This window comes from Bradyrhizobium sp. NAS80.1 (genome assembly GCF_001908205.1).
Lineage (GTDB): Bacteria > Pseudomonadota > Alphaproteobacteria > Rhizobiales > Xanthobacteraceae > Bradyrhizobium.
Genome location: NZ_LGHL01000062.1, coordinates 31,546 through 41,441, shown reverse-complemented (window position 1 = coordinate 41,441; position 9,896 = coordinate 31,546). Strand labels below are relative to the sequence as shown.

Sequence of the window (9,896 nt, the reverse complement as noted above, 5' to 3'; positions counted from 1 at the left end):
GTTCTAGCGCTTAGGCTAGCACGTGGCTTCAACTTAGACGACGAACTGAAGAATGTAATTCTAGCCGTGTCTCGATCATTCGCGTTTTTACACAGCCAGGGTCAGAAGGCGACCTAAGCTGCAGTACTCGCCGTGCCCGCCTATGGGCCCAAGAGCAGACATGAGCGATTTGGCCCGAGCGAACGCGGCAGCCCGCTCAGGTACCTGTTTCCGGCGGACAACTCACGTACCCCGGAACGACAGGCAAGACCTTGCGCGACCCGTCGGGCAAAACATCGCGTCAAGCCCTCGCCGTAAAAGTATTTTACTTTTCCGAATTTCGGATTTGTAGCATAAGCGTTTCGCCTCGGCCCTGCCAAAGGGGCGTTCGCGACCGTCACGAGATGCGGGCCGGATGGCGGTGGACGCGGCAGCGCCGGCGCGGATGGCATGATCACAGGGCGGGCAACCGTGAGTAATCCACGCGACGCGGTACGACCCGGCGCCGTCACAGCGGGTTCGTCGGTTGCCAGGGGCGAGCACACGCGAGCCCCCGGCACCCAGGCGGGACCGTCCGCGGACGGAGAAGTCGTGTGGTCCTGACGCCCGGAGCCTGTGCGTCAAGTCTTGCCGTGATGGGTACGGCCCGACCGGGCACGCGCATCAGCGATCCGCAGGGCGACGGGGGCAATAGTGCATCGCTCCCCGGGGAGAGCACGAAGGACACCGTTAAAACCATCCGCGCAGGGAAGGCCGGGCGTTCGGCCAACCTGTGGTCCAACCCGTGTGCATTTCTCTAGCGCACGGACCTGCGGGTGCCGCTGGCGCCCGACCCTCCCGGCGCCCTTTGGTCTCAAGGCGCGCGAACGAAACCGTAAAGCTCGGGCGACACGCGCCGCGAGAATGCGAAGGCGTGTCAATTATTTGGAAAGGCAAATTGAGAGAGCGATGCCATTGCCCGGACTCGCGATGACAATGTGTCGAGAGCGTGCCCGACGCTCTCTCGCCGCCTACGCCGCCGCGCGCTGCCGTGCGACCATCGCCTCGCCAAAAGCCTCGAACAGCTTTCGGTTGACGGGATTGTGCTGCGGGTCGTACTCGGCGTGCCATTGCACGCCGAGCGCAAAGGTCGGGGCTTCCGCGATGCGGATCGCCTCGATGGTGCCATCCTCGGCGACGCCCTCGATCAGGATGCGCTTGCCAGGATCGAGAATGCCCTGGCCATGCAGCGAATTGACCCGGATCGTCTCGCAGCCGAGCAATTGTGCAAACGCACCGCCCGGCGTGAGGAGGACATCGTGGCGGTCGGCGAACACCACGGTCGGATCGGGATGGATCTCGCCGTTCTCGAGCCTGGGCATGCGGTGGTTCATGCGGCCCGGTATTTCGCGGATCTCGGGATGCAGCGAGCCGCCGAAGGCGACGTTCATCTCCTGGAGGCCGCGGCAGATGCCGAACAGCGGGATGCCCCGAGAGACGCAGGCGAGTGACAGCGCCAGCGCGACCTCGTCGCGGTGGACGTCATAGGGCTCGTGCTTCTCGCAGGGGTCGACGTTGAAACGGGTCGGGTGCACGTTGGCCCGGGCGCCGGTAAGGACGATGCCGTCGACAGTGTCGAGCAGCGCACTGATGTCAGTGATGTCGGGCGAGCCAGCAAACATCACCGGCAAGCCGCCGGAGACCTCGGCCACGGCGCGCAAGTTTCGCTCGCCGACCATCTGGACCTGAAATCGATTTTCGACGCGATGGGAATTCCCGATCACGCCGACGACCGGCTTTCTCATCTCCCGTTCCGACCTCCCCGCCAAAGAAGATTCCCCAAACATGCCCTTGGCTTGGAACAAATTCAACATAGGGGATCGCGGGACGGCAATGCTATTTTCGCGCAAATCCCGGGCCGCCGGGGCGGGCCCGGTCCCCCTTTCGCCCCTTTAGCGTTGGCCCTCGAGGCGCCAAAACGCGTCAAGTCGGTACTTGGGCGCGGCTTGATCCCTGGTGAAATTTCGCGAAAGACTGCCCCGCCCACAGCCAAAAGGACCCGATGTGACCATTTCCAGAGATGAACGGCCCCGGACCCGCAACGATCAGGCTCAAGATCACGCCTGGGCGATCGCGGTCGGGGGCATCGGCGTCGTGTTGTTCACGGCTCTCCTGGCCTTCGCCTGGTATTTCGCGGCCACCCTGCTTCTGATCTTCACCGGCATGCTGCTCGGCGTCGCCCTCAACGCGCTGACGAATGCGCTCGGCCGCCGCGTGCACCTGCCGCACGCGGTGCGGCTCGCGATCGTTTGCGTCACGCTGGCCCTGATGCTCGCGGGCGTCGCCTATCTCGGCGGCGCCACCATCGCCGAGCAGGCTTCCGTGCTCAGCAAGACCATCAAGTCGCAGCTCACCAATGTCCGGTCCTTCCTCGAGAGCCACGGCATCGACACCAGCGTCTTCGATCTCGGCAATGCCGCGCCCGCCGCCTCCACCGACGCTGCGTCGGCGCCAGCGCCGAGTTCGGCCTCGCGCGGTGGATTGCCGAGCGCGGGCGCGCTCGCCTCGAGCGGCGGAGCGATCGTGAGCCAGACCTTCAAGCTGCTGCTCGGCACGATCAGCGCCGTCGGCAACATCTTCATCGTGCTGTTTCTCGGGCTCGCCTTCGCCACCCAGCCGAGCGTTTATCACGACGGCCTGTTGTTCCTCATGCCGGCCAGGCACCGCACCCGCGCCGCTCTCATCATCGACCAAATCGGCGAGACGCTGGAGCGCTGGCTGATCGCGCAGATCATCGTCATGATCGCGGTCGGCGTCGTGACCTGGATCGGGCTTGCCATCATCGGTATCCCCAGCTCGTTCATCCTGGGAATTCAGGCCGGATTGCTCGCCTTCATCCCGACCGTCGGCGCCATCATCGCCGGCGTCGTCGTGGTGCTGGCAAGTCTGGCTTCGGGCTGGATTCCCGCGCTATCCGCCCTGCTGCTGTTCCTCGGGGTGCATGCGATGGAGAGCTATGTGCTGACTCCGGTGCTCCAGCGGCAGGCGCTGGACATTCCGCCGGCCACGCTGTTCGCGTTCCAGATCCTGCTTGGCGTCGTGTTCGGAATCTGGGGCCTGGCGCTGGCGCTGCCGCTGGTCGCCATCGCCAAGGTCATGATCGACCATTTCAAGACGTATGAGGCGCCGCCCCTGGCAGAGGCGGCCTGACGCACTCAGGTCGTCAGCACGGTCTCGGTGTGCTCGACCTCCGGAGGAGACGCAAAATACTGGCCGACGAGGCCGCGCCATTCGGTGAAGTTCTCGGAGCCACGGAAATCGACGGTGTGGTTCTCCAGCGTGGCCCACTTCACCATGAGCCGGTAGCGCTGCGGCTTCTCGATCGACTTGTGCAGCTCGAAGCCATGAAAGCCCTTGGAGCGGCCGAAAGCGGCCTTGGCCTTGGCAACGGCCGCCTCAAAGTCCTTCTCGCTGCCCGGCTTGACGTCGATTTGCGCGATCTCGGTGATCATCGGTTTCCACCCTTCTTGGTCGATGGGCGTGTCTACCGCACCCCGTCCAAAAGAAAAAGGCGCCGAAACGGCGCCCTGCCCGGCCGGGATGTACGGGTCGCTCAGGCGAACAGCAGAACGATACCTGCCACCACCAGCGCGCAACCGGCAAACAGTGCGAATGGCCAATAGCTGCGGCCTTGCGCATAGCGCCCCTGGGCGCGGCGCACGGTGATCAGCGCAGTCTCGTATTCATCCGCGGTGGAGAACAGGCAGGCAAAGCCGCCGCGTGCCGAGGCTGCAGCGGCTTCGAGCGACATCAGGGCAGCCTGCGGGTTCTGTCGACGGATCGATTCCATAACCGCGATGGTAGGGATCGAATGGTAAACAGCGGATTACCACGAAGGCTGCCTGCGTCTCAGGCGGTTGCCGTACGCCCCTGCGGCGCGCCGACCCGCGCGGCGCTCTGGCGGCGCCAGTTCTCCAGCGACAGTGGCAGCTCCTCCGCCGCCTCAACGCGGTTACGGCCGCCGCGCTTGGCCTGGTAGAGCGCGGTGTCGGCCGAGGCCAGCAGAACCTCGAGTTCGGTGCCGGCCGGACCGCCGGCGACACCGATGCTGACGGTGGTGTCGACCGGGCCTTCATCGACCACGACGCCGGAGGTTTCGAACGCTTCGCGTACGCGCTCGGCGACCACCACGCCCTCCTCAAGCGGACACGGCAGCAAGGCCGCGAATTCCTCGCCGCCGATGCGCCCCGAGAGGTCGGAGATGCGCAGATTGCTGACGACGACGGTCGAGAACAGTTTCAGCATCTCGTCGCCGGCGGGATGGCCGAAGCGGTCGTTGATCGACTTGAAGTGATCGATGTCGAAGATCATCACGGTCACGGGCCGCCCCGCCTTGGCCTCGCGCTCGATCATGCGTCCGCAGGCCTCCGAGAAGCCGCGGCGGTTGAACATGCCGGTCAGCGGATCGGTGGACGCGGCGGTCCGGTGCGCGGTGACGGTGCGCTCGGACACCAGCATGAAGATCACGAACACGGTACCGACGGCATAGAGCACGAGCTCGACCGCGAACACGGTCACCCAGATACTGGCGGAGAAGCCGGCATCGTTGGGACGCAGGAAGCTGCCGATCAGGATCGGCAGCATCAACACGCAGCCGTGCATCACCGGCACCACGAAGGCGGGCCAGCGCCGCTGCAGGCTCTTGCGCCGTTCGACCCAGAGCTCGCTTGCGGTCAGCGCCGCATAGACCGAGACGATGCCGGCGCCGATGATCATGCGCAACAGTGACGCCGCGTGATCGAGCAGCGTGACGGCGGCAATCCAGGCGAGCGCACCGAGCACGAGGCCGCCCCAGTTCGGCTTGCGGCCGCGGAAGACACGCGCCGCATTCCACACCATGCCGCAGGCAACGAAGCCGACCGCATTCAGCGCGAGACAAACATGCGGGCCCAGCTTGTCGCCGGCCGCCGTCCATAGCGCGACGGAGGCGGCGCCGAGGAGATACGCGGTGCCCCACCATTTCAGCGCAGGGCTGTTCTCCTGCCTGCCAAAAAACACCATCATGGCGCCGAGCAAGGCGGCGACCATCGTGGCGACCAAATAGAGCGTGATGCTATCGAGCGACATCATGTCGGCCCCTTCTTGAACATAGCAGTTACGCGATCGGCACATCCGATTTGCGCGCCCTTCCAGATGCGACGCTATGTCCCGCGAGTGACATTCAGGTTTTCACGGGAGGCCAAGTTTTCGGGAAACAAGCCATCAATTTGCGTACAAACGAACAACAAAAAGGGCGCTGAATTCAGCGCCCTTTTGCATCTCATTGAAGCCGCTTTCGCGGCGAATGCGACCGAAGCGATTAACGCTTCGAGAACTGGAAGGACCGGCGGGCCTTGGCCTTGCCGTACTTCTTGCGCTCGACCACGCGGGAGTCGCGGGTGAGGAAGCCGCCCTTCTTGAGCACGCTGCGCAGCTCCGGCTCGAAATAGGTGAGCGCCTTGGAGATGCCGTGACGGACGGCGCCGGCCTGGCCGGACAGACCGCCGCCGGCGACGGTGCAGATCACGTCGTACTGGCCGGAACGCTGGGCCACGGAGAACGGCTGCTCGATCATCATGCGCAACACGGGACGGGCGAAATAGACCTCGACCTCGCGCGAGTTGACCGTGACCTTGCCGGCACCCGGCTTGATCCAGACGCGGGCGACCGCGTCCTTGCGCTTGCCGGTGGCGTAGGCGCGGTTGAACTTATCGACCTTCTTCTCATGCTTGGGCGCGTCGGGCGCGGCCGCCGTCTTGAGCTGCGAGAGCTGGTCGAGCGACTGAATGGATTCGGCCATGTTATGCGGCCCTCGTGTTCTTGCGGTTCAACTTGGCGATGTCGAGCTTCTCGGGCGTCTGGGCCTCGTGCGGATGATCGGCGCCGCCATAGACGCGGAGGTTACCCATCTGGACACGGCCAAGCGGACCACGCGGGATCATGCGCTCGACGGCCTTCTCGAGCACGCGCTCGGGATGACGGCCCTCGAGGATCTGGCGCGCGGTGCGCTCCTTGACGTGGCCGACGTAGCCGGTGTGCTTGTAGTAGGTCTTCTGCTCGCGCTTGCGACCGGTGAGGACCGCATGCTGGGCGTTGATGATGATGACGTTGTCGCCGCAATCAACGTGCGGCGTGTAGGTCGGGAGGTGCTTGCCGCGCAGGCGCATGGCGACGATGGTGGCGAGACGGCCGACGACCAGACCCTTGGCGTCGATCAGCACCCACTTCTTCGTCACCTCGGCCGGCTTTGCCGAAAAGGTTTTCATGTCAGAATTTCCGTGAGGGAGACATCGGCGCGAACACCGCACCGGACTGCGCGGGTTTCTAGAGAAGAGACGCGCAACGGTCAACGCCCAATGACGGAAATTACATTCGTAGAATCAATAGCTTAAAAATATGGTGCTATATTACCTGCCAAAAGCTCAAACATTTGGAATGGAATAGGTCGAGGTGACATGGGCGATCGGATCGGGTGAGGTACCGGACAGCAGGTTCACCTCGCCGACCGCGAGCCGCTTGCCTAGCTTGAGCAGCCGGGCCTCGGCCAACACGTCCTGGCCGGGCTGGCCCTTACGCAGGAAGTTGATGTTGAGATTGGTGGTCACGGCGAGCCCGATCGGCCCGATAGCGGACAGGAGCACCACGTACATCGCGAAATCGGCGAGCGCCATCAGCGTCGGCCCTGACACGGTTCCACCCGGCCGCAGCATCCTCTCGCTGAAACGCTGGCGCAAAAGGCAGGTCTGGCCGTCCGCGCTCTCGATCGTGATGTCGTCGCCACTGAAGGCCTGGGGAAACTCGTCGCGGAGAAATTGTTCGACCTCCGCCACGCTCATTTTCGCTAACGCCATGCTATTCCCCACTCTCGCTTCACTTGGCCTGTTACACTAAGTTATCTGCGTCATCCAATTGCAATCATCCAACGGAAATCGCGTCAATGCCCGTCCAGGCCACCCGCGCCTCCTCCCCGCCCCCGCCGATCCTCCTGCGGGAGATCGTCGGCAGTGTCGCCGTGCTCACGCTGAACCGCCCCGCCGCACGCAACAGCCTGTCGGCAGCGATGATCGGGCAGTTACATGCAAGCTTCAACGCGATCGCCGAGGACAGGCGCATCCGCGCTGCCGTCATTGCCGCCAACGGTCCCGCCTTCTCCGCCGGCCACGACCTGAAGGAGCTGACCGCGCGCCGCACCGATCCGGATCGTGGCCGCGCCTTCTTCGCCGAGATGATGAACGCCTGCAGCGCGATGATGCAGGCCATCGTGCATCTGCCAAAGCCTGTGGTCGCTGCCGTCCAGGGCATCGCGACCGCGGCCGGCTGCCAGCTCGTGGCAAGCTGCGATCTCGCGATCGCCTCGGAAGCGGCAAGCTTCGCCACGCCGGGTGTTGACATCGGCCTGTTCTGCTCGACGCCGATGGTTGCGCTGTCGCGCAACGTGCCGCGCAAGCAGGCGATGGAGATGCTGCTCACGGGCGAGCCGATCCCGGCCGCGCGAGCGAGAGAGATCGGGCTCATCAATCGCGTGGTCGCGGCCGGAACCGAGCGCGACGCCGCAATCGCGCTCGCGGAAAAGGTCGCGCTGAAATCCGCCTACACCGTCAAGCTCGGCAAGGAAGCGTTCTACCGTCAGGCCGAGATGAGCCTTGCGGACGCCTACCGCTATGCGGCAGAGGTGATGACCGAGAACATGATGGCACGCGACGCCGAAGAAGGCATAGGTGCGTTCATCGAGAAGCGCACGCCGACATGGCGGGATGAATAGCTAACCAACTCCTCATCCTGAGGAGCCGCGGAACGCGGCGTCTCGAAGGATGAAGACCCGACAGTGGCCTCATGGTTCGAGACGGGCGTTCCGCGCTCCTCACCACGAGGGTCAGAGAAAGAACAGATGAACCACGACGCCTACCCCGACAATTACATCCGCGGCATCCTCAACAGCGTGAAGTCGATCGCGATGGTCGGCGCCTCGCCGGTCAACGTGCGGCCGAGCTATTTTGCGTTCAAATATCTGGCGCAGCGCGGCTACGACATGATCCCGGTCAATCCCGGCCATGTCGGCAAGGAGCTGCTCGGAAAGCCATTCGTCGCCTCGCTGCGCGACATCGGCCGTCCCATCGACATGATCGACATCTTCCGCAACTCCAGCCACATCATGCCCGTGGTCGAGGAAGCCCTGGCGCTCGATCCGCTGCCGAAGGTCATCTGGATGCAGCTCGGTGCGCGCGACGATGCGGCGGCGGAAAAGGCGGAAGCGGCCGGTATCAAGGTCGTGATGAATCGCTGCCCCAAGATCGAATATGGCCGGCTGTCGTCGGAAATATCATGGATGGGCGTCAATTCGCGCACCCTCAGCTCCAAGCGACCGCCGGCGCCGACACAAGGCATGCGGTTATCCCTCAATCGGATGAGTGTCGGCGGCGGCGACACCGCGGCCTCTGATCGCGCGGCCAAAAACAAGTCCGAGCAAGGTTGACGCAATCGCGAAGGATTCATTTCGCGAACGCGACAATGGGTAGCAAGATCATTCCGATGTGACGCGGCGCCTTGACGACAGCCGCGGCGGCCATCAGCATGCCGCGCGATTTCAGACCACTAGAACAGGACGTCTCAATGAGCGATCGCCTTCCGGGATTTTCAACCCTCGCCGTGCATGCCGGTGCACAGCCCGACCCCACCACCGGCGCGCGCGCGACTCCGATTTATCAAACGACTTCTTTCGTCTTCAACGATGCCGATCACGCCGCCTCGCTGTTCGGCCTGCAGGCATTCGGCAACATCTATACCCGCATCGGCAATCCGACCAACGCAGTGCTGGAAGAGCGCGTCGCCGCGCTCGAGGGCGGCACGGCCGCGCTTGCGGTGGCCTCCGGCCATGCCGCGCAGGTCGTGGTGTTGCAGCAGCTGCTCCAGCCCGGCGATGAGTTCATCGCGGCGCGAAAGCTTTATGGCGGCTCGATCAATCAGTTCACGCACGCGTTCAAGAGCTTTGGCTGGAACGTGGTATGGGCCGACCCCGATGACATCGCAAGCTTCGAGCGCGCGGTGACGCCGCGCACGAAAGCGATCTTCATCGAGTCCATCGCCAATCCCGCCGGCAGCATCACCGACATCGAGGCGATCTCGACGGTGGCGCGCAAGGCGGGCGTGCCGTTGATCGTCGACAACACGCTGGCCTCGCCCTATCTGATCCGCCCGATCGACCACGGCGCCGACATCGTGGTGCACTCGCTGACGAAGTTCCTCGGCGGCCACGGCAACTCGCTCGGCGGCATCATCGTCGATGCCGGCACGTTCGACTGGTCGACCGGCGGCAAATATCCGATGCTGTCGGAGCCGCGGCCCGAATATCACGGCATCCGCCTGCAGGAGACATTTGGCAATTTCGCCTTCGCGATCGCCTGCCGCGTGCTCGGCCTGCGCGACCTCGGGCCGGCGCTGTCGCCCTTCAACGCCTTCATGATCCTGACCGGCATTGAGACGCTGCCGCTGCGCATGCAAAAGCACTGCGACAATGCGAAGGCGATCGCCGAATTCCTCGCCGGCCACCCAGCGGTGGCCTCGGTCAGCTATGCGGGCCTTGCGAACGACAAGTACAACCAGCTCGCGCGCAAATACGCACCGAAGGGCGCGGGCGCCGTGTTCACTTTCAGCCTGAAGGGCGGCTATGACGCCGGTGTCAGCCTGGTGTCGAAATTGCAGCTGTTCTCGCACCTGGCGAATGTCGGCGACACCCGCTCGCTCGTCATCCACCCGGCCTCGACCACGCACAGCCAGCTCGACGACGCCGCCAAGATCAAATCCGGCGCCGGCCCCGACGTGGTCCGGCTCTCGATCGGCATCGAGGACAAGGAAGACCTGATCGCCGATCTGGAACAGGCGCTGGGCGCGTAATTGTTCCG

11 protein-coding genes are annotated in these 9,896 nt (G+C 64.2%); 4 read left to right on the top strand and 7 right to left on the bottom strand.

Annotated elements, in window-relative coordinates:
• Positions 1-989: 989 nt before the first annotated feature.
• On the bottom strand, positions 990-1,763 hold the full coding sequence (locus AC629_RS15800; protein ID WP_084805677.1) for a gamma-glutamyl-gamma-aminobutyrate hydrolase family protein: 774 nt from the start codon (positions 1,761-1,763) through the stop codon (positions 990-992).
• A 259-nt stretch (positions 1,764-2,022) separates the two neighbouring features.
• On the opposite strand from AC629_RS15800, the gene AC629_RS15795 reads away from it, so the two are divergent.
• Positions 2,023-3,168, top strand: a complete 1,146-nt coding sequence (locus AC629_RS15795) for an AI-2E family transporter (protein ID WP_084805675.1) — start codon at positions 2,023-2,025, stop codon at positions 3,166-3,168.
• A 5-nt stretch (positions 3,169-3,173) separates the two neighbouring features.
• Here AC629_RS15795 and AC629_RS15790 read toward each other — a convergent pair whose 3' ends face one another.
• The 6 genes from AC629_RS15790 to AC629_RS15765 form a co-directional block, all read right to left on the bottom strand.
• Positions 3,174-3,470 (bottom strand): antibiotic biosynthesis monooxygenase family protein, encoded by a 297-nt coding sequence (locus tag AC629_RS15790; RefSeq protein ID WP_035673823.1) that lies wholly within the window; start codon positions 3,468-3,470, stop codon positions 3,174-3,176.
• A 101-nt stretch (positions 3,471-3,571) separates the two neighbouring features.
• Positions 3,572-3,808 (bottom strand): hypothetical protein, encoded by a 237-nt coding sequence (locus AC629_RS15785; RefSeq protein WP_084805673.1) that lies wholly within the window; start codon positions 3,806-3,808, stop codon positions 3,572-3,574.
• 59 nt (positions 3,809-3,867) lie between these two features.
• Positions 3,868-5,088 (bottom strand): GGDEF domain-containing protein, encoded by a 1,221-nt coding sequence (locus AC629_RS15780; RefSeq protein WP_084805671.1) that lies wholly within the window; start codon positions 5,086-5,088, stop codon positions 3,868-3,870.
• Between the two features lie 229 nt (positions 5,089-5,317).
• Positions 5,318-5,797 carry a 30S ribosomal protein S9 gene (rpsI, locus tag AC629_RS15775; protein ID WP_018320095.1) on the bottom strand — a complete coding sequence of 160 codons (480 nt, stop codon included), beginning with the start codon at positions 5,795-5,797 and terminating at the stop codon, positions 5,318-5,320.
• 1 nt (position 5,798) lies between these two features.
• Entirely contained in the window at positions 5,799-6,263 is a 465-nt protein-coding gene (rplM, locus tag AC629_RS15770) for a 50S ribosomal protein L13 (RefSeq protein ID WP_057756282.1), read from the bottom strand.
• A gap of 156 nt (positions 6,264-6,419) precedes the next feature.
• Entirely contained in the window at positions 6,420-6,848 is a 429-nt protein-coding gene (locus AC629_RS15765; RefSeq protein WP_074120605.1) for a PaaI family thioesterase, read from the bottom strand.
• Between the two features lie 86 nt (positions 6,849-6,934).
• Here AC629_RS15765 and AC629_RS15760 point away from each other — a divergent pair, with 86 nt between their 5' ends.
• The 3 genes from AC629_RS15760 to AC629_RS15750 all read left to right on the top strand — a co-directional run bounded on the left by AC629_RS15760 (position 6,935) and on the right by AC629_RS15750 (position 9,888).
• The gene (locus AC629_RS15760; protein WP_084805669.1) at positions 6,935-7,759 is read left to right on the top strand and encodes an enoyl-CoA hydratase; all 825 of its coding nucleotides are present in this window, start codon (positions 6,935-6,937) and stop codon (positions 7,757-7,759) included.
• Between the two features lie 126 nt (positions 7,760-7,885).
• Positions 7,886-8,470 carry a CoA-binding protein gene (locus AC629_RS15755; protein ID WP_084805667.1) on the top strand — a complete coding sequence of 195 codons (585 nt, stop codon included), beginning with the start codon at positions 7,886-7,888 and terminating at the stop codon, positions 8,468-8,470.
• A gap of 137 nt (positions 8,471-8,607) precedes the next feature.
• Positions 8,608-9,888: an O-acetylhomoserine aminocarboxypropyltransferase gene (locus tag AC629_RS15750; protein ID WP_074120602.1), complete on the top strand. Its 1,281-nt coding sequence runs from the start codon at positions 8,608-8,610 to the stop codon at positions 9,886-9,888.
• The last annotated feature ends 8 nt before the right edge of the window (positions 9,889-9,896 follow it).

Coding starts and splice junctions, on each gene's coding strand:
- AC629_RS15780 (WP_084805671.1), bottom strand. CDS start 5,088: ATGATGTCGCTCGATAGCATCACGCTCTATTTGGTCGCCACGATGGTC.
- AC629_RS15765 (WP_074120605.1), bottom strand. CDS start 6,848: ATGGCGTTAGCGAAAATGAGCGTGGCGGAGGTCGAACAATTTCTCCGC.
- AC629_RS15755 (WP_084805667.1), top strand. CDS start 7,886: ATGAACCACGACGCCTACCCCGACAATTACATCCGCGGCATCCTCAAC.
- AC629_RS15785 (WP_084805673.1), bottom strand. CDS start 3,808: ATGGAATCGATCCGTCGACAGAACCCGCAGGCTGCCCTGATGTCGCTC.
- rplM (WP_057756282.1), bottom strand. CDS start 6,263: ATGAAAACCTTTTCGGCAAAGCCGGCCGAGGTGACGAAGAAGTGGGTG.
- AC629_RS15800 (WP_084805677.1), bottom strand. CDS start 1,763: ATGAGAAAGCCGGTCGTCGGCGTGATCGGGAATTCCCATCGCGTCGAA.
- rpsI (WP_018320095.1), bottom strand. CDS start 5,797: ATGGCCGAATCCATTCAGTCGCTCGACCAGCTCTCGCAGCTCAAGACG.
- AC629_RS15790 (WP_035673823.1), bottom strand. CDS start 3,470: ATGATCACCGAGATCGCGCAAATCGACGTCAAGCCGGGCAGCGAGAAG.
- AC629_RS15760 (WP_084805669.1), top strand. CDS start 6,935: ATGCCCGTCCAGGCCACCCGCGCCTCCTCCCCGCCCCCGCCGATCCTC.
- AC629_RS15750 (WP_074120602.1), top strand. CDS start 8,608: ATGAGCGATCGCCTTCCGGGATTTTCAACCCTCGCCGTGCATGCCGGT.